This is a genomic window from Nocardioides sp. SRI_004, from assembly GCF_057586415.1.
The window spans coordinates 237,703-255,033 of record NZ_JBYCZV010000003.1 but is presented as its reverse complement, the minus strand read 5'-3'; the positions used below and the strand labels follow the sequence as shown (position 1 = coordinate 255,033).

Here is a 17,331-nt window from a genome sequence, read left to right as displayed (position 1 = left end):
GGGAGCAGGATGACGGCGCAATGTTGCAGACCTATCGCCAGATCTTCACCCCGGCCACCACGCTGTTCAGCCTGACCGGCCTCGTCGCACGCCTCCCGATCTCGATGGTGGGCCTCGGCATCGTGCTGCTGGCCGAGCACGAGACCGGCTCCTACGGCTTCGCCGGCTCGGTGTCGGCGGTCGCGCTGATCGCCAACGCGGTCTTCGCCATCCCGCAGGGCCGGCTCATCGACCGCCTCGGCCAGGGCCGGGTGCTGGCCGTCGTCATCACGGTGTGGGGCGTCGGCCTCGCGCTGGCGATGGGCTCGCTCGAGTGGGACTGGCCGCGCTGGTCGACGTACGTGCTGGCGGCGGTCGCGGGAGCCTCGCTCCCCTCGGTCGGGACCTGCGTGCGGGCCCGGTGGTCCCACACGCTCGCTGACCAGCCCGAGCGGCTGCACACCGCCTTCTCGTTCGAGGCCGTCGCCGACGAGACCGTCTTCCTCGTCGGCCCGATCGCGGTCACGATGCTCGCCACCGGCGTGCACCCGGCCGCCGGCCTGGCCGCCGCGCTGGTCGCGGGCACGGTCGGGACCTATGTCTTCGCCGGGCAGCGCGGCACCGAGCCGCCGGTCCACCCGCGCGAGGCGGCGACCGGTGCCCGGCCCCCGATCCCGTGGGCGGCGATCGCGCCGTTGACGGTCGTCGCCGCCGCCCTCGGCGTGCTCTTCGGCGCCGCGGAGGTGGTCACGGTCGCCTTCGCCGAGGAGGAGGGCCACAAGGCCGCCTCCGGCTTCCTGCTCGCGATCTGGGCGCTCGGCAGCCTGCTCGCCGGCCTCGTCTCGGGCGCGATCTCCTGGCGGCGCGGTCCGCTGGTCCGGCTCCGTTGGGGAGCGCTCGGGATGGTCGTGGCGATGGCGCCGCTGCCCTTCGTCCCGTCGCTGCCGGTCATGGGTGCGGTCCTGCTGGTCGGCGGCCTCGCCATCTCCCCCACCCTGATCGCCGCGATGTCGCTGGCCGAGCAGGTGCTGCCCGCGGCCCGGCTGACCGAGGGCATGGCCTTCATCCAGACCGGGCTGGCGGCCGGCCTCGCCCCCGGCGCCGCCGTCGCCGGCGTCGTCATCGACGCGCACGGCGCCTCGCCGGCGTACGTCGTCTGCGCCGCCGGTGGGCTGCTCGCACTCCTGGGCGCGGTGGCCACCCGGCTCCCGGCTAACCTCCCGGACCATGAGCAGCAGCTGGCGTAACTGGTCCGGGCTGGAGTCGGCGAGCGGCCTGCAGCCGGTCTCCCCCGCCGACGCGGCCGAGGTCGCCGACGTCGTCACCCGCGCCCGCGCCGCCGGCCGGACCGTGAAGGCGGCCGGCACCGGGCACAGCTTCACCGGCATCGCCGCCCCGCAGCACGTCCACCTGCTGCCCGACCGGATGCGCGGGATCGTCGCCGTCGACCGCGACGCGATGACCGTGACGGCCCTCGCCGGAACCCAGCTCAAGGTGTTCAACGCCGAGCTCGAGCAGCTCGGGCTGAGCCTGCACAACATGGGCGACATCGCCGAGCAGACCCTGGCGGGCGCCGTCTCGACCGGCACCCACGGCACGGGCGGGCGGGCCGCCGGGCTCGCCGCGCAGGTGGTCGGCTTCGAGCTGGTCACCGGCGCCGGCGAAGTGCTGCGTGCCTCGACCGCCGAGAACGCCGACCTGCTCGACCTCGGGCGGGTCGGCCTCGGCGCGCTCGGCGTGCTCACCACGCTGACCTTCGCCGTCGAGCCGCTCTTCCTGCTGCGCGCGGAGGAGCAGCCGATGTCGTGGGACGACGCGATGGCGGCCTTCGACGACCTGACCGCGGCGCACGACCACGTCGACATGTACTGGTTCCCGCACTCCGACCGGATGCTCACCAAGCGCAACACCCGGGTCGGCACCGACCTGACGGCCGCGGAGCCGCTCGCCCGCTGGCGGGCGTGGCTCGACGACGACCTCCTGTCCAACACGGTCTTCGGCGCGCAGACGGCGCTGCTCAACCGGGTCCCCCGCGCGATCCCGGCCGCCAACCGGTTCGCCTCGCGCCTGCTCGGCCCGCGCACCTACACCGACGTCGCCCACCGGGTCTTCACGACCGATCGCCGGGTCGTCTTCCGGGAGATGGAGTACGCCGTCCCGCGCGCCGCGGGCCTCGACGCGCTGCGGGAGTGCCGCACCGCCTTCGAGCGCTCCGGCCTCGCCGTGTCCTTCCCGGTCGAGATCCGCGTCGCGCCCGCCGACGACGTCGCGATGTCGACCTCGTTCGGCCGCGACTCCTTCTACCTGGCCTTCCACACCCACCGCGGCGCCGACCACTCCGCCTACTTCGCGCTGATGGAGGCGATCATGCGCGACCACGACGGACGACCGCACTGGGGCAAGCTGCACCACCTCGAGGCCGGCGACCTCGCCGACCGCTACCCCCGCTTCGGCGAGTTCACCGCGCTGCGCGATCGCCTCGACCCCGACCGGGTCCTCACCAACCCCTACCTGGACCGGGTGCTCGGCGCGTGACCCGGGCCGAGTGTCCCTGCGGCTCCGGTCGTGGGTACGACGCGTGCTGCGGCCCGTTCCACCGCGGGGCCGCGACGCCGGCGACCGCCGAGGAGCTGATGCGCTCGCGCTACTCCGCGTTCGTGGCCGGCCTGGCGTCGTACCTGCTGGCGACGTGGCACCCGGCGACCCGCCCGGAGTCCCTCGACCTCGACGACGGGGTGCGGTGGACCGGGCTCGAGGTGCTGGCGGCCGCGGACGGCGGGCCGGACGACCGGCGCGGGACGGTCGAGTTCCGGGCGTCCTTCGTCGAGGACGGCCGGGAGCGCAGCCTGCACGAGGTGAGCCGGTTCCGGCGCGACGGCGAGGGCTGGCAGTACGTGCGTGGGAGGGCGACGTGGAGCTGACCGCCGCGCTCGGCCCCGAGCCGCGCAAATTGTCGACAGATCGCCCACACGCCGCGCGGCCAGCCGGATCCGGACCGGCCGCGGGCGTAGGCTCGGCGGAACCGGAGCAGGCAGCACACCACCGAGGACGACGAGTGACCGAGCAGGACGACGCGGGTGCGGCGGACGACGCCGCGAAGCCCGGCGCCGCGCCGCTCACCCTCACCGGTGCGACCCCGGACCGTCGCCGCCTGCTCCTGGTGGACGACCAGGGCGCCGAGTTCACCCTCGACATCACGCCCGACCTGCGTGCCGCCGTGCGCAGCGAGACCACCCGTGTCGGCCCGTTGGAGACCAAGATGAGCAGCAGCATCCGTCCGCGCGAGATCCAGACCCGCATCCGGGCCGGCGAGTCCGCCGAGGCCGTGGCCGAGGCCGCCGGGACCACCGTGGACGCGATCATGCCCTATGTCGCGCCCGTCCTCGCCGAGCGCGAGCACGTGGCCGAGCGCGCCCTCAAGGCCTCCCTGCGCCGTGCTCCGGGCGAGGGTCCGGCGTCGCCGACCCAGGCGCGCGTGCTCGGCGACGCGGTCGCCGCCCACCTCCGCAGCGTCGGCGCCGACCCCGCCGTCGACGTCGTGTGGGACGCCTACCGGCGCGAGACCGGGCGCTGGGTGCTGACCGGCACCTATCTCTCGGCCGGGCGCAACGGCACCGCCCGGTTCACCTACGACGCCCCGGGCAACTACGCGCTCTCCGACAACGACGACGCGCGCTGGCTGGTCGGCGACGTGCTGCCCGAGCCGGTCGCGCCCGCCCGCGACGACCTGCAGCAGGCCCGCGAGCGCCGGCTCGCCGCCGTGCCCGCCGAGGAGCTGCCGCTGGGCGGCGAGGCCGTCGACGACGAGCTGCCGCTCGGCGCGCCGGCCGGCCCGTCGCTGGAGTCGGGCTACGAGGCAGCGGCGTACGACGTCGACCAGGCGCTCGACCTCGCGGTGCCCGAGGCCCCCGAGGCGCACGACGAGCCGATCCGGGCGACGGCCGACGAGCCGGCCGCCGAGGCCGCCCGCGCAGCCGACGCCGAGCGGGCCAAGCACCGCCGGCCGGTGCAGAAGAAGCGCGGTCGGGCGTCCGTCCCGAGCTGGGACGAGATCATGTTCGGCGGCGGCGACCAGTGACGTCGGTCGGGCCGGGTCGAGCGTCGACCAGCGGCTCGACCACCCCTCGGACCAACAAGTAACTGACCAGTACGCGCCTGCCCAAAAGCGCGTAGCGTTCGTCACATGGCCTACTTCGTCACCGGCGCCACCGGCTTCATCGGGCGCTTCCTCATCGCCGAGCTCATCGACCACCGCGAGGGTCCGATCCACGTCCTGTGCCGCGCGTCCTCGCTCGGCCGGATGGAGGCGCTGATCCGCCAGTGGGGCTCGGACCGGGTCCAGCCGGTCGTCGGCGACCTGGGCCAGCCCGGACTGGGCGTGGACCCGGAGTGGGTCGCGGAGCACGCCGGGTCGATCGACCACTTCTTCCACCTGGCCGCGATCTACGACATCACCGCCGACGACGCGACCAACGACGCGATGAACATCGACGGCACCCGCAACGCGCTCGCGCTGGCGGAGGCGCTGGACGCCGGCTGCTTCCACCAGGTCTCGTCCGTCGCGGCGGCCGGTGACTACCACGGCCGGTTCGACGAGACGATGTTCGAGGAGGGCCAGCCGCTCCCGTCGCCGTACCACCGCACGAAGTACGAGTCGGAGAAGATCGTCCGCGACGAGTCGGCCGTCCCGTGGCGCGTCTACCGCCCGGCGATCGTGGTGGGCCACTCCGAGACCGGCGCCATGGACAAGATCGACGGTCCCTACTACCTCTTCCCGCTGATCAAGCGGCTGCGCGACAACCTGCCGTCGTGGCTGCCGCTCGTCGGCGTCGACCTGGGCGACACCAACGTGGTGCCGGTCGACTACGTCGCCAAGGCGATGGACCACCTCGGCCACCTGCCCGACCGCGACGGCGAGGCCTTCCACCTGGTCAACCCGGAGCCGCAGCCGGTCGTCGACATGGTCAACGCCTTCTGTGCCGCCGCCGGTGCGCCCCGGTTCGCGACGCCGGTGAGCCGCAACGTGACGGCCGGCCCGCTGTCGCTGGTCCCGCGCCCGCTGCGGCCGCTGAACCTGATGACGGCCGTGATCCGCACCGCGCCGGCGCAGCTGCTCCTCGACCAGACCCTCGGCCGCCTCGGGCTGCCCGCCGAGGCGCTCGCGCACACGTCCTTCCCGTCGGTCTTCGACTCGCGGATCACGGAGAAGGCGCTCGCCGGCTCCGGGATCTCCGTGCCGCCGCTGGAGACCTACGTCCGGACGCTGTGGTCCTACTGGGAGGAGAACCTCGACGACACCGTCGGGCGCGACCCCAAGGCGCGCGCCGCGCTCAAGGACAAGACCGTCGTGATCACGGGTGCCTCCTCGGGCATCGGCAAGGTGGTGGCCCTCAAGGTCGCCCAGGCCGGCGGCATCCCCGTCCTCGTCGCGCGCGGCAAGGAGAAGCTCGAGGAGACCAAGGCGGTCATCGAGGGGCGCGGCGGGCAGGCCTACGTCTTCCCGTGCGACCTCTCCGACCTGGAGGCGATCGACCGGCTCTGCGAGCAGCTCGTCGCCGAGCTGCCCAGCGTCGACTACGTGATCAACAACGCCGGCCGCTCGATCCGCCGCTCGCTCAAGCTGTCCCAGGACCGCTTCCACGACTTCGAGCGCACCATGCAGCTCAACTACTTCGGCGCGATCCGCCTGGTGATGGGCCTGATGCCGCAGCTGCACGCGCAGCGCTCCGGCCACATCGTCAACATCTCCTCGATCGGCGTGCAGACCAACCCGCCACGCTTCTCCGCCTACGTCGCCTCCAAGGCGGCGCTCGACGCGTGGAGCAACGTGGTCTCCTCCGAGGTCGTGGGCCACGGGATCACCTTCACCAACGTGCACATGCCGCTGGTGCGGACGCCGATGATCGCGCCCACGAAGATCTACGACAAGTTCCCCACGATCTCGCCCGCACAGGCCGCCGACACGGTCATCAAGGCGCTGGTGGACAAGCCGCACGAGATCAACACGGCCCTCGGTACGGCGGGCGAGCTGGCCCACACGATCGCGCCGCGGGCCGCGTTCCGGGTGCTCAACCTGGCCTACCAGGTGTTCCCCGACTCCGCCGCGGCGAAGGGCCAGAAGCCGGCCTCGCAGGCGGCGGCCGCCGCCGAGGAGGCGCCGGCCGAGAACCGCCGGGAGACCGAGCAGATGCTGCTCGCCCAGCTCTTCCGCGGCGTGCACTGGTAGGTCGGCGCCAGGGCGCCCAGCCGGACCGTCAGCCCGTCTCCACCGGGCGGGCCGGGTCGGCGACCCACTCGCTCCAGCTGCCCGGGTAGAGCGCCGCCGCCACCCCGGCGACCTCGAGCGCGAGGACGTCGTGGGCGGCGGTGACGCCGGACCCGCAGTAGACCGCGACGTCGGCTCCGGGGACGGCGCCGACCGCCGCGTAGGCGTCCGCCAGCCCGGCGGCCGGCAGGAACCGGCCGTCCGGGCCGAGGTTGCGGGCCGTGGGGACGTTGACCGCGCCCGGGATGTGGCCCGCCACCGGGTCGATCGGCTCGACCTCGCCGCGGAAGCGCTCGGGCGCCCGCGCGTCGATCACGACCTGCGTCGCGGCGACCGTGGTGGCGTCGACGGCCGGCATCGCGCCGGGTCGTGCCGTGAAGTCCCCAGGCACCGGCGCCGGGGCGGGCGCGCCCTGCTCGACCGGCAGGCCGGCCGCCTGCCAGGCCGCCCAGCTGCCGTCGAGGACGCGGACGTCGCGATGCCCGTGGAAGCGCAGCAGCCACCAGCAGCGGGCGGCCGCGTGGCCCGACCAGTCGTCGTAGACGACGACCGGACCGTCGTCGCGCACGCCGGCGGCGCTCATGGCCCGGACGAACGCCTCCTCGTCCGGCAGGGGGTGCCGGCCCCGCGGCCCGGGTGGCGCCGCGAGCGCGGTGTCCAGGTCGACGAAGACGGCTCCGGGGACGTGGCCGGCGGCGTACTCGTCGGGGCCAGGCGGGCCGCCCATCCGGTAGCGCACGTCGAGGACCGTGACCTCCCCGAGTCGTGCGGCCAGCTCGTCGACACCGATGAGGGGCGAGGTCATGACCGCAACCTATCCGGCCCGCCGGACCGAGGCTGTGGAGGACGTCCGCACGAGGCGGGCGGATCGGGCAGGCTCACCCGCATGGCGACCGGTCCCGGCATCCAGGAGCCGCTCCCCTCCCTGCTCCGGCGGGTGCTGCGGGGAGCGGTCCGCGACCACGCCCTCGCCGAGCGCCGCCGGACCCATCCCGCCGTGCTCCACGTCGGCATCCCGCGCGGCGAGGTCCGCCGACTCGAGCTGGGGCCCGACGACCGCTTCGACCTCGCCCTGCGGACCGAGGTCGTGGAGACGATGGCGCGCCACCACCTCGCGGAGGGCAGGGTGCCGCTGGTGTGGCTGACCCGGATGCCGGACGGGCACGACGAGGAGGACCTGGCGTGGGCGGCTGCCGTCACCGCCGCGTCGGGTGAGCTCGGGGTGCGCCTCGACCTCGTCGTCATCACCCGGCGCTCGTGGCGCGACCCCCGCTCCGGCGCCGGGCAGGTGTGGGCGCGGGTCCGGCCCGATCCACGGGCCTGATCGGGTCCGACCGGGGCCGCTACCAGGTGTGGACCGGCTGGTTGTCGTGCATGCGAGCGCGGTAGTCGCCGAGCACGGCGCGCAGGGCGTCGTACCGGTCCTCGTCGCGACGCTGCTGCATCTGCCGCGCGAACCAGTCCGCGCCGTTGGTGCCGGCCAGGCAGCGCTGCTCGATGAGGTCGAGATAGCGGTGGGCCTCCTCGGCGCTGACGCCCCACGCGGCCAGGCCCTCGTGGGCGAGCGGCAGCAGCCGGCGCAGGACCAGCTCGGTCGCCCGCACCCGGCCGACGCCGGGCCAGTAGACCTCGGCGTCGATTCCGTGCTCGGCCGCGGCGTGGAAGTTCTCCTCCGCTGCGCTGAAGGACATCTGCGACCACAGCGGCCGCTCGTTCTCGGCGAGCGCCCGGACCAGGCCGAAGTAGAAGGCGGCGTTGGCCACCGTGTCGACCACCGTCGGCCCCGCGGCGAGGATCCGGTTCTCGACGCGCAGGTGCGGCAGCCCGCCGCTAATGTCGTAGACCGGCCGGTTCCAGCGGTAGATCGTGCCGTTGTGGAGGCGCAGCTCGGAGAGGTTCGGCGTCCCGCCGGCCTCCAGGACCGTCAGCGGGTCCTCCTCGTCGATCACCGGGAGCAGCGCCGGGAAGTAGCGGACGTTCTCCTCGAACAGGTCGAACACCGACGTGATCCACCGCTCGCCGAACCACACCCGCGGGCGCACCCCCTGCGCCTTGAGCTCCTCGGCGCGGGTGTCGGTCGCCTGCTCGAACAACGGGATCCGCGTCTCCGCCCACAGGTGCTTGCCGAGGAGGTACGGCGCATTGGCGCCGACCGCGATCTGCACGCCGGCGATGGCCTGGGAGGCGTTCCAGTACGACGCGAAACGCTCCGGGCTCACCTGGACGTGGAACTGCGTGCTGGTGCACGCCGCCTCCGGCATGATCGTGTCGACGGTGGTCTGCAGCCGCTCGACGCCGTGGATGTCGATCATGATGTCCTCGCCGCGCGCACCGAGGATCTGCTCGCTGAGCAGCCGGTAGCGCGGGTTGGCGCTGATCGCCTCGGCCGTGAGGTGCTCCGGCGCGAGCGTCGGCAGGATGCCGATCATGACCTGGTGGGCACCGATCGCCGCGGCCCGCTCCTCGGCCGCGTTGAGGCTGGTGCGCAGCCGCTCCTCGCAGGCCGTCAGGCCACCGTCGGCGAGCGGGCCCGGCGGGAGGTTGAGCTCGATGTTGAACTGGCCGAGCTCGGTCTGGAAGCCGGGGTCGGCGATCGCGTCGAGCACCTCGTCGTTGCGCAGGGCGGGGTCGCCCGCCTCGTCGACGAGGTTGAGCTCGACCTCGATGCCGGTCCACGGGTCGTCGGTGTCGAAGGCGGACTCGCGCAGCATCCGCTCGAACACGTCGAGGCAGCGCCGGACCTTCTCCCGGTAGCGGGTCCGGTCGGCAGGTGTGAACTCCTGTGCGGCGACGTCATCACCCATGCACCGACACTAGCGGGGGTCCCCCGCCGCCGGCGGGAGCCCGGACGCCCAGTCGACGGTGCCGGTCCACGCGTCCGGTGGCACGGCCTCCTCCAGCAGGGTCGCGAGGAAGTCGGCCAGCCGGCAGTCGGGGTCGGCCCGGCGGCACCGGTCGACCGCCGCCCAGGCCAGGGCGCCGTCGCCGGCCTGCCACGCGGCCAGCCCGAGCAGGACGCCGGGCGCCGCGGCCAGGTCGTCGGGCGTCCGGCGCAGGACCTCCGTCCAGAGCCACACGTGGCGGGGCGCCGTCGCGCGGTCGAGCGTCGACCAGGCCGCGTCACGGATCCGTGGCACCTGCAGCGCCCAGAGCAACCGGGCGAGGCGCCTCGCTCCCGGCAGCTCGCCGGTCTCGGTGGCCAGCCGCACGGTGGCCTCCACCCAGTTGCCGTGGCGCCGGACCGCCCGGGCACCGAGCGGTGGGTCCGTGTCCTCCCACCCGCCCTCGTGGAGCTGCTCGAGGACCGGCGCCGCCAGGGCCGGCTCCGTCTCGAGGGATGCGACCATGTCGGCGCGGGTCCGGTGGGCGATCCGGCCCTCCACGAGCGCCTGCACGACGAACGGGTGCGCCGTCACGTCGTACGACGTCCGCGGCCCGAGCGCGCCGTCCGCACCGACCACGGAGTAGTCGGCGCCGTCGGGCACGATCGCGACCACCACCCCGATCCCGCGGGCCCGGCAGCCCTCACGCAGCGCGGCGTGGACGAGGCCGGCCCGGCCCGGGTCGTCGGTGAAGTACAGCAGCACCACGGCCTGCACGCCGTGGCGCTCGGCAGGGCCGAGCAGGCACTCCTCCACCTCGAGGAGCCCGCACACGTCGAGCTCGTCGGCCGGCGGCAGCGGCAGCCGGGCGTGGAAGGGGCGCAGCGCCCCGAAGGTCATCATCACGACGGAGTCGTCGGGCCAGAACCCGAGGACCACCGGCGCCATGGCCAGGAGGTCCTCGGGGCTGCGGGCGGTCAGGTGCAGGGGTGCGTCGGGTGTGGTCGTCATGACCGGAAACCTCGCCGGCAGGCCCGACACGCACGCCGGTCCGCGCGGCCGCCTGTGCAGGGCACCCTCGCGGCGGTGCCCTGGGGAGGGTCAGGGGACGGTTCTGGGGGTGGAGCCGACTAGCGTTGCGCCGTGCGCGACCGGGCCTCGATCCTCCACCTCGACCTGGACGCGTTCTTCGCGGCCGTCGAGCAGCGGGACAAGCCCTCCCTGCGCGGCAAGCCGGTCGTCGTCGGCGGCACCGGCGGCCGCGGCGTGGTCTCGACCGCGTCCTACGAGGCGCGGAGGTTCGGCGTCCGCTCGGCGATGTCCACGCGGGAGGCGCGCGCCCGGTGCCCGCACGCGGCCTACCTGTCCGGCCGCTTCGAGGCCTACCGGTCGACCAGCGCGGCGGTCATGGGACTGCTCCGCTCGGTCTCGCCGCTGGTCGAGCCGCTGTCGCTCGACGAGGCCTTCGTCGACCTCGAGCAGGCCGACCTGCCCGACCTGGAGGTGGCGACCGTGACGGCGTTCGCGGAGGACCTCCGGACGAGGGTCCGCGAGGTGACCGGCGGACTGACCGCCTCGGTGGGGATCGCCAGCTCCAAGTTCCTGGCGAAGATCGCCAGCGACCTGCGCAAGCCCGACGGCCTGGTCGTCGTCGAGCCCGGGACCGAGGTCGCGCTGCTGCACCCCATGCACGTGTCGGTGATCCCGGGCGTCGGACCCGCGACGGTCGAGCGGCTCAAGCGGGCCGGCATCCACACGGTCCGGGAGCTGGCGCAGGTCGGCGAGGACGAGCTGGTGCGACAGGTGGGCCGGTCGCTGGGCCACGGGCTGCACCAGCTGGCGCGCGCCGAGGACGACCGCGCCGTCGTACCGGACCGGGAGACGAAGTCGGTCAGCGTCGAGGGCACCTACGAGCACGACCTCACCGACCGGCGGCAGATGGAGGCGATCGTCGTCCGTCAGGCCGGCGAGGTCGCGCGACGGATGCGGGCGAGCGGGCTGTCCGGGCGGACCGTGTCGCTCAAGGTGCGGATGTACGACTTCACGACGCTGAGCCGCTCGGCCACGCTCCCGGCGCCGACCGAGGACGCCGCGACCATCGCCCGACTGGCCCGCACCCTGCTCGCGGACCTCGACACCTCCGGCGGCGTCCGCCTGCTCGGCGTCGGGGTCTCCGGCCTCGCGGACTGGGTGCAGGAGGATCTCTTCGCCGCCCTCGACGAGGACGAGGGAGCGGAGGACGAGCCGACCGCCGCGCCGCCGGCCGAGCAGCCCGAGGAGGCCGGCGCGCGTCCCCGCGGCGCGACCTGGGCGCCGGGGATGGACGTGGTCCACGACGAGCACGGCCGGGGCTGGGTCTGGGGCTCCGGCCGCGGCGTGGTCACCGTCCGCTTCGAGACCGCCGAGACCCCGCCGGGTCCGGTGCGCTCCTTCCCGGCGGACGACCCCACCCTCCACCGCTGGCACCCGCCCGCCCCGCAGGACGACGGGCAACCAGCGGAGCAGTAGCGTTCGGCGCATGTCCGATGCACCGTCCGCACCGTCCGTCCCGCCCCGTGCCGACCAGCGCCCCGTCACCACGACGCTGCACGGCCACACTCGCACCGACGAGTACGAGTGGCTGCGGGCGAAGGACGACCCCGAGGTGATCGCCTACCTCGAGGCCGAGAACGCCTGGACCCAGGCGCGCACGGCCCACCTCGCCGACCTGCGCGGCCGGATCTTCGACGAGATCAAGGCCCGCACCCTCGAGACCGACCTCTCCGTGCCGACCCGCGTGCGCGGGTACTGGTACTACGGGCGCTCCTTCGAGGGCCGCCAGTACGGCGCCACGTGCCGCGTCCCCGTGACCGACCCGGACGACTGGACTCCCCCGCAGCCTGCGGCCGACGCGAGGCCGGACCAGCCCGCGCTGCCCGGCGAGGAAACGCTGCTCGACCTCGACGAGCTGGCCGAGGGCCACGAGTTCTTCTCCCTCGGCGGCTCCTCGGTGAGCCCCGACGACCGGCTGCTCGCCTACGCCACCGACGTCGTCGGCGACGAGCGCTACACCGTCCGCGTGCTCGACCTCGCGACCCGCGAGCTGCACGAGGACGTGCTCACCGACGTGATGGGCGGCGTCACCTGGGGCGCGGCGCCGGAGTCCGGCGCCGCCGACCACTTCTACTACACGACCGTCGACGAGGCCTGGCGTCCCGACAAGGTCTGGCGGCACCGGCTCGGCACCGCCCAGGCCGACGACGAGCTGGTCTTCCACGAGCCCGACGGCCGCTACTTCGTCGGGGTCGGCCGCACCCGCAGCCGCCGCTACGTCGTGGTCGCGGCGAGCTCGAAGACCACCTCCGAGTTCCACGTCCTCGACGCCACCGACCCGCACGCGCAGCCGCAGCTGTTCGCCGCGCGCACCGACGGCGTCGAGTACTCGCTGGAGCACGCGGTCATCGGCGGCGAGGACCACTTCCTCGTGCTGCACAACGCGAACGGCCCCGAGTTCGAGCTCGGCCTCGCCCCGGCCGTCCCCACCCCGGCGTCGGGCTGGGTGCCCCTCCTCCCCCACGATCCCGCCGTCCGGCTCGAGGACGTCGACGCCTTCGCCGACCACCTGGTGGTGCAGCAGCGCAGCAACGGCAGCAGCCAGGTCCGGGTGCTCACCCTCTCCGACGACCCCGCGGCGCCGATCGCCGCGGACCGGTTCGTGGAGTTCCCCGGCGAGCTCGCGACCGTCGGCGCCGGCAACAACCCGGCGTGGGAGCAGCCGACCATCCGGGTCGGCATGGGCAGCCTCGCCCGCCCGTCCGCGGTCTACGACCACGACCTGCGCACCGGCGAGCTCGTGCTGCGCAAGCAGGCCCCGGTCCTCGGCGGCTACGACCCCGACGACTACGAGGAGCACCGCCTCTGGGCGCCGTCCACCGGCGGCGTCGAGGTCCCGATCTCGCTGGTCGTGCGCAAGGGCGTGCGCGGCGAGGCGGGCACCGACCCGGTGCCCGTCCACCTCTACGGCTACGGCGCCTACGAGGCCTCGATGGACCCCTACTTCTCCGTCGCCCGGCTCTCGACCCTGGACCGGGGCGCCGCCTTCGCCATCGCGCACATCCGCGGCGGCGGCGAGATGGGCCGCCGCTGGTACGACGACGGCAAGCTCGAGCACAAGCAGCACACCTTCGACGACTTCATCGCGGCCGCGCGCCACCTCGTCGAGACCGGCTGGACCACGCCCGAGCGCATCGTCGGCGAGGGCGCCAGCGCCGGCGGCCTGCTCATCGGGGCCGTCGCCAACCAGGCGCCGGAGGCGTTCGGCGGGTTCGTCGCCGGCGTACCGTTCGTCGACACCCTCACCACGATGCTCGACGCCACGCTCCCCCTGACCGTCCCCGAGTACGACGAATGGGGCAACCCGTCCGACGACCCGGTGGCCTACGAGCGGATCGCCGGCTACGCCCCCTACGAGAACGTCGCCGACCTCCCCTACCCGCCGATCCTGGCCGAGACGTCGCTCAACGACACCCGGGTCCTCTACGTCGAGCCGGCCAAGTGGGTCGCCCGCCTGCGCGACCGGGCGCCGCACGCGGACGTGCTGCTGCGCACCGAGATGGCGGCCGGGCACGGCGGGGTGTCCGGGCGCTACCGCGCCTGGGAGGACCGTGCCTTCAGCCTGGCGTGGATCCTCGACCGGCTCGGCCTGGCCGACGCAGAGATCCTTTCTTGAGAACTGCCTGAGATTCCCTCTTTCGGGCAACTAACGGGGACTGCCGGACGTCATTGCGGATAGAGCAACACCAAGACCCGGGAATCCGGGACCGACCCCTGGTGTTGGAACACCCGTACGGATGTCCGACATCCGTGCTGAAGGAGGGACGCAATGGCCACGGCAACTGCGAACAGGACGCGCAACACCGGTCGGGAGATCGAGGGACGCGACAGCGTCGGCCTCTACCTCGACGAGATCGCGCGGACCCCCCTGCTGGACGCAGCCCGCGAGGTCGAGCTCGCCAAGACCATCGAGGCCGGCCTGCTGGCCGAGCACCTCCTCGCCGAGGGTCGGGTGGGTCGCAAGAAGGGCGGCGCCCCGAAGCAGGCGACCCGCGAGGAGCTCGAGTGGATCGCCGAGGAGGGCCGCAAGGCCGTCACGGAGTTCATCAACGCCAACCTGCGGCTGGTCGTGTCGATCGCCCGCAAGTACGGCCGGGCCCAGATGCCCATGCTGGACCTGATCCAGGAGGGCAACACCGGCCTGATCCGCGCGGTCGAGAAGTTCGACTACGCGAAGGGCTACAAGTTCTCCACCTACGCCACGTGGTGGGTGCGCCAGGCCATCACGCGCGGCATCGCGCAGCAGGCCCGCGTCGTGCGCCTGCCCGTGCACGTCGTCGAGGAGCTCAACCAGGTCGGCGGCGCGCGTCGTACCCTCGAGCGCCAGCTGGGCCGTGACCCGGAGCCGGAGGAGATCGCCGCCGAGCTCGGCATCGAGGTGGAGCGGGTGCTCGACCTGATGGCCTGGGGCCGCGAGCACGTCAGCCTCGACACCCCGGTCGACGAGGACGGCGACACCTCGCTCGGCGACCTCATGGCGCAGGAGACCGCGCCCGGCCCGGACCTGACCGTGCTCGACGTGGAGGCCCGCGACCGGCTCAACAGCCTGGTCGACCAGCTCGACCCGCGCGCGGCCGACATCATCCGCTCGCGCTACGGCCTCACCGACGGCCGCCAGCACAAGCTCGCCGACATCGGCGTCAAGCACGGCATCTCGGCCGAGCGGGTGCGCCAGCTCGAGCGGGAGGCGCTGCAGAAGCTGCGCCGCCTCGGCGACCCGGACCTGGCCTCCGGCTCGGCCGCCTGATCAGACCGCCGCGTTCCGCAGCTCCGCGAAGACCTCCGTCACCTGGTGGCGGAGGTCTTCGCGCGTGCCGGTGTTGTCGATGACGTACGTCGCCACGGCGCGCCGCTGCTCCCGGGTCGCCTGGGCGGCGATCCGGGCCCGGGCGTCCTCCTCGCTCATGCCCCGGTCGCGCACCATCCGCTCGACCTGCACCTCGTCGGGCACGTCGACGACGACCATGGCGTCGAACTCCTCGGCACGACCCGACTCCACGAGCAGCGGGATGTCGTGGACGACGATCCCGCCGGTCGGCGCGCTCGCCTCCAGGGCGGCGTACAGCTCGAAGACCCGGGGGTGCACGATCGCCTCGAGCTTGCGGCGCAGGCCCTCGTCGTTGAAGACGATGCCGCCCATCTTCGGTCGGTCGAGGTGGCCGTCCTCGGTGAGGATGTCGGGGCCGAACGCCTCGACCACCTCGGCGAGGCCGGGCGTTCCCTTGGCGACGACCTCACGGGCGAGCTGGTCGGCGTCGATGACGACCGCGCCGAGCTCACGCAGGATCGAGGAGACGGTGCTCTTGCCGGAGGCGATGCCCCCGGTCAGGCCGACCCTCACCGGCGGCCGCGGCCGAGCAGGCCGCCCAGCAGGTCGCCGAGGATGTCGCCCGCGGAGCCGCCGCCGAGGCTGCCCTTGAGGATCTCCTGCAGCACGGTGGCCCCGATGCCGCCCGCCTTCCCGCCGAGCTTCCCGCTGAGCTTGCCGGCGAGGTAGGACAGCACGATCGGGGCGAGGATCGAGAGCAGCTTGCGGGTCAGGTCGGGCGAGAGGCCGGCGGCCTGCTGCGTGCCGGCGAGCTGGTCCACGACCGCGTCGGCGTTGTCGCCGAAGACGTGACCGACGATCTTCGCGCCGTCGGCGGTGTCGACCCGGCCGAGGTCGGCGGTCCCCTGCAGGGGCGCGTGCTGACCGAGCGCCTCACCGATGGAGGCGGCGCCGGCCTCGTCGTCGGCGTTCGCGGCCAGTCCGTGCAGCAGGGCGGGCAGGGCCTGGGCCGAGGCCGCGCGGGCCTGGTCGGGCGTGACGCCCAGCTCGTCGGCGATCTGGTCGAACGGGAGCTGGCCGAGGAGGTCGTCGACGTCGGACATGGCGCGCCTTTCGGAGGTGGTGCCTGCGATGATGCCGCTCGATGAACGACGTCGTCACCCTAGCCGCCGGCGACCGGGTCGCCCTGCTGGTGCCCGGCTCCCACGCGTACGTCGACGCGGTGCACCGCCTGCTCACCGCCGGCGTGTTCCCGATCCCCCTCGACCCGCGGCTCACCGAGACCGAGCGGACCCGGGTCCTGGCCGGCCTCGACCCCACCGTGGTCGTGACGTCGGAGGCCCAGCTGGCCGACCTGCTCGCCGTACTCCCGCCGCCGGGGCTGCCGCTGGGCCGGCCGATGCACTGCACGAGCGGCACCACCGGGGTCCCGAAGGGTGTCTTCTCGGGGCTGCTGTCGCCGGCGGACGCCGAGGCACTGTGGACCGAGGAGCGTGAGCTGTGGGGCTTCGGTCCCGACGACGTCAACCTCGTGCTGAGCCCGCTCTACCACTCCGCTCCCCTGCGCTTCGCGCTCGGCACCCGGCTCGCCGGCGGCCGGGTCGTCATCCCCGGCCCCTTCGACCCGGCGGCGGTGACGGACGCGATCGAGCGGGAGCGGCCGACCACGATGTTCTGCGTCCCGACGCACCTGCAGCGGCTGATCAGCCACTGGGAGGCCGTCGGTGTCCCGGACCTGTCGTCCTTCCGGCTCGTGGCGCACGCCGGCGCCCCGTGCCCGACCGACGTGAAGCGGCGGATCGTCGAGCTCTTCCCGGCCGGCTCGACGTGGGAGTTCTACGGCTCGACCGAGGGCCAGTTCACGGCCTGCCGCAGCGAGGAGTGGCTCGAGCGACCGGGCACCGTCGGGCGCGCCCGTCCCGGTCGCACGATGACGGTCGATCCCGACGGAACGCTGTGGTGCGTGGTCCCCGGCTTCGCCCGGTTCACCTACTACGGCGCGCCGGACAAGACCGCCGAGGCGTGGCGCGAGACTCCCGACGGTCCGGCGTTCACCGTCGGCGACCTCGGCCGGATCGACGACGACGGCTACGTCTTCCTCGACGGCCGCCGGGTCGACCTGGTCATCAGCGGCGGCGTCAACGTCTACCCGACGGAGGTCGAGCAGGTCCTCGAGGAGTGCCCCGGCGTCACCGAGGTCGCCGTGTACGGCGTCCCGGACCCCGCCTGGGGCCAGCGGGTCTGCGCCGCGGTGGTCGGCACGGCGAGCGAGGCCGAGCTGGCGGCGTACGCACGCGAGCACCTGGCCCCGCCGAAGCGGCCGAAGACATGGGTGTTCCTGGACGCGCTGCCGCGGACGCTGACGGGGAAGGTGCTGCGACGCGAGCTGGGCGGGCGGTGACCAC

At 73.9% G+C, this 17,331-nt stretch carries 15 protein-coding genes; 10 read left to right on the top strand and 5 right to left on the bottom strand.

Annotated features, from left to right (window positions below):
- The first annotated feature begins 20 nt into the window (after positions 1 to 20).
- From AC2YHB_RS05210 to AC2YHB_RS05190, 5 genes are all read left to right on the top strand, one after another.
- A complete protein-coding gene (locus AC2YHB_RS05210) occupies positions 21 to 1,226 on the top strand; it encodes an MFS transporter (protein ID WP_179650987.1) in 1,206 nt (401 codons plus the stop codon).
- The gene (locus AC2YHB_RS05205; protein WP_179650986.1) at positions 1,207 to 2,514 is read left to right on the top strand and encodes a D-arabinono-1,4-lactone oxidase; all 1,308 of its coding nucleotides are present in this window, start codon (positions 1,207 to 1,209) and stop codon (positions 2,512 to 2,514) included. The genes AC2YHB_RS05210 and AC2YHB_RS05205 overlap by 20 nt, the downstream gene beginning before the upstream one ends.
- Positions 2,511 to 2,900 (top strand): YchJ family protein, encoded by a 390-nt coding sequence (locus AC2YHB_RS05200; protein WP_487353609.1) that lies wholly within the window; start codon positions 2,511 to 2,513, stop codon positions 2,898 to 2,900. Before AC2YHB_RS05205 ends, AC2YHB_RS05200 begins: the two co-directional genes overlap by 4 nt.
- A 134-nt stretch (positions 2,901 to 3,034) precedes the next feature.
- Positions 3,035 to 4,057, top strand: coding sequence for a septation protein SepH (sepH, locus tag AC2YHB_RS05195; RefSeq protein WP_179650982.1), 1,023 nt, complete (start codon positions 3,035 to 3,037; stop codon positions 4,055 to 4,057).
- Positions 4,058 to 4,162: 105 nt separating this feature from the next.
- Complete coding sequence (locus AC2YHB_RS05190) at positions 4,163 to 6,205, top strand: SDR family oxidoreductase (RefSeq protein WP_207010542.1); 2,043 nt, start codon at positions 4,163 to 4,165, stop codon at positions 6,203 to 6,205.
- A 28-nt stretch (positions 6,206 to 6,233) separates the two neighbouring features.
- Here the strand turns inward: AC2YHB_RS05190 and AC2YHB_RS05185 are convergent, their stop codons facing one another.
- Positions 6,234 to 7,049, bottom strand: a complete 816-nt coding sequence (locus AC2YHB_RS05185; protein ID WP_487353608.1) for a sulfurtransferase — start codon at positions 7,047 to 7,049, stop codon at positions 6,234 to 6,236.
- An 81-nt stretch (positions 7,050 to 7,130) separates the two neighbouring features.
- Between AC2YHB_RS05185 and AC2YHB_RS05180 the strand changes: the two genes are divergently transcribed.
- A complete protein-coding gene (locus AC2YHB_RS05180) occupies positions 7,131 to 7,568 on the top strand; it encodes a hypothetical protein (protein ID WP_036542611.1) in 438 nt (145 codons plus the stop codon).
- Between the two features lie 19 nt (positions 7,569 to 7,587).
- Here the strand turns inward: AC2YHB_RS05180 and AC2YHB_RS05175 are convergent, their stop codons facing one another.
- On the bottom strand, positions 7,588 to 9,048 hold the full coding sequence (locus AC2YHB_RS05175) for a glutamate-cysteine ligase family protein (RefSeq protein WP_487353607.1): 1,461 nt from the start codon (positions 9,046 to 9,048) through the stop codon (positions 7,588 to 7,590).
- Between the two features lie 9 nt (positions 9,049 to 9,057).
- A complete protein-coding gene (locus AC2YHB_RS05170) occupies positions 9,058 to 10,077 on the bottom strand; it encodes a DUF4192 domain-containing protein (protein ID WP_487353606.1) in 1,020 nt (339 codons plus the stop codon).
- A gap of 132 nt (positions 10,078 to 10,209) precedes the next feature.
- On the opposite strand from AC2YHB_RS05170, the gene AC2YHB_RS05165 reads away from it, so the two are divergent.
- The 3 genes from AC2YHB_RS05165 to AC2YHB_RS05155 all read left to right on the top strand — a co-directional run bounded on the left by AC2YHB_RS05165 (position 10,210) and on the right by AC2YHB_RS05155 (position 14,905).
- Positions 10,210 to 11,574, top strand: coding sequence for a DNA polymerase IV (locus tag AC2YHB_RS05165; protein WP_487353605.1), 1,365 nt, complete (start codon positions 10,210 to 10,212; stop codon positions 11,572 to 11,574).
- Positions 11,575 to 11,584: 10 nt separating this feature from the next.
- Complete coding sequence (locus AC2YHB_RS05160) at positions 11,585 to 13,774, top strand: S9 family peptidase (RefSeq protein ID WP_487353604.1); 2,190 nt, start codon at positions 11,585 to 11,587, stop codon at positions 13,772 to 13,774.
- Positions 13,775 to 13,927: 153 nt separating this feature from the next.
- On the top strand, positions 13,928 to 14,905 hold the full coding sequence (locus AC2YHB_RS05155) for a sigma-70 family RNA polymerase sigma factor (protein ID WP_036542599.1): 978 nt from the start codon (positions 13,928 to 13,930) through the stop codon (positions 14,903 to 14,905).
- On the opposite strand, the gene coaE is transcribed toward AC2YHB_RS05155, so the two are convergent.
- Positions 14,906 to 15,499, bottom strand: a complete 594-nt coding sequence (gene coaE, locus AC2YHB_RS05150; protein WP_487353603.1) for a dephospho-CoA kinase — start codon at positions 15,497 to 15,499, stop codon at positions 14,906 to 14,908.
- Positions 15,496 to 16,029, bottom strand: coding sequence for a DUF937 domain-containing protein (locus tag AC2YHB_RS05145; protein WP_487353602.1), 534 nt, complete (start codon positions 16,027 to 16,029; stop codon positions 15,496 to 15,498). The genes coaE and AC2YHB_RS05145 overlap by 4 nt, the downstream gene beginning before the upstream one ends.
- Positions 16,030 to 16,070: 41 nt before the next feature.
- On the opposite strand from AC2YHB_RS05145, the gene AC2YHB_RS05140 reads away from it, so the two are divergent.
- Positions 16,071 to 17,327 (top strand): class I adenylate-forming enzyme family protein, encoded by a 1,257-nt coding sequence (locus tag AC2YHB_RS05140; RefSeq protein ID WP_487353601.1) that lies wholly within the window; start codon positions 16,071 to 16,073, stop codon positions 17,325 to 17,327.
- Positions 17,328 to 17,331 lie beyond the last annotated feature (4 nt).

Coding starts and splice junctions, on each gene's coding strand:
- AC2YHB_RS05210 (WP_179650987.1), top strand. CDS start 21: ATGTTGCAGACCTATCGCCAGATCTTCACCCCGGCCACCACGCTGTTC.
- AC2YHB_RS05205 (WP_179650986.1), top strand. CDS start 1,207: ATGAGCAGCAGCTGGCGTAACTGGTCCGGGCTGGAGTCGGCGAGCGGC.
- AC2YHB_RS05190 (WP_207010542.1), top strand. CDS start 4,163: ATGGCCTACTTCGTCACCGGCGCCACCGGCTTCATCGGGCGCTTCCTC.
- AC2YHB_RS05185 (WP_487353608.1), bottom strand. CDS start 7,049: ATGACCTCGCCCCTCATCGGTGTCGACGAGCTGGCCGCACGACTCGGG.
- AC2YHB_RS05180 (WP_036542611.1), top strand. CDS start 7,131: ATGGCGACCGGTCCCGGCATCCAGGAGCCGCTCCCCTCCCTGCTCCGG.
- AC2YHB_RS05175 (WP_487353607.1), bottom strand. CDS start 9,048: ATGGGTGATGACGTCGCCGCACAGGAGTTCACACCTGCCGACCGGACC.
- AC2YHB_RS05170 (WP_487353606.1), bottom strand. CDS start 10,077: ATGACGACCACACCCGACGCACCCCTGCACCTGACCGCCCGCAGCCCC.
- AC2YHB_RS05160 (WP_487353604.1), top strand. CDS start 11,585: ATGTCCGATGCACCGTCCGCACCGTCCGTCCCGCCCCGTGCCGACCAG.
- AC2YHB_RS05155 (WP_036542599.1), top strand. CDS start 13,928: ATGGCCACGGCAACTGCGAACAGGACGCGCAACACCGGTCGGGAGATC.
- AC2YHB_RS05145 (WP_487353602.1), bottom strand. CDS start 16,029: ATGTCCGACGTCGACGACCTCCTCGGCCAGCTCCCGTTCGACCAGATC.
- AC2YHB_RS05140 (WP_487353601.1), top strand. CDS start 16,071: ATGAACGACGTCGTCACCCTAGCCGCCGGCGACCGGGTCGCCCTGCTG.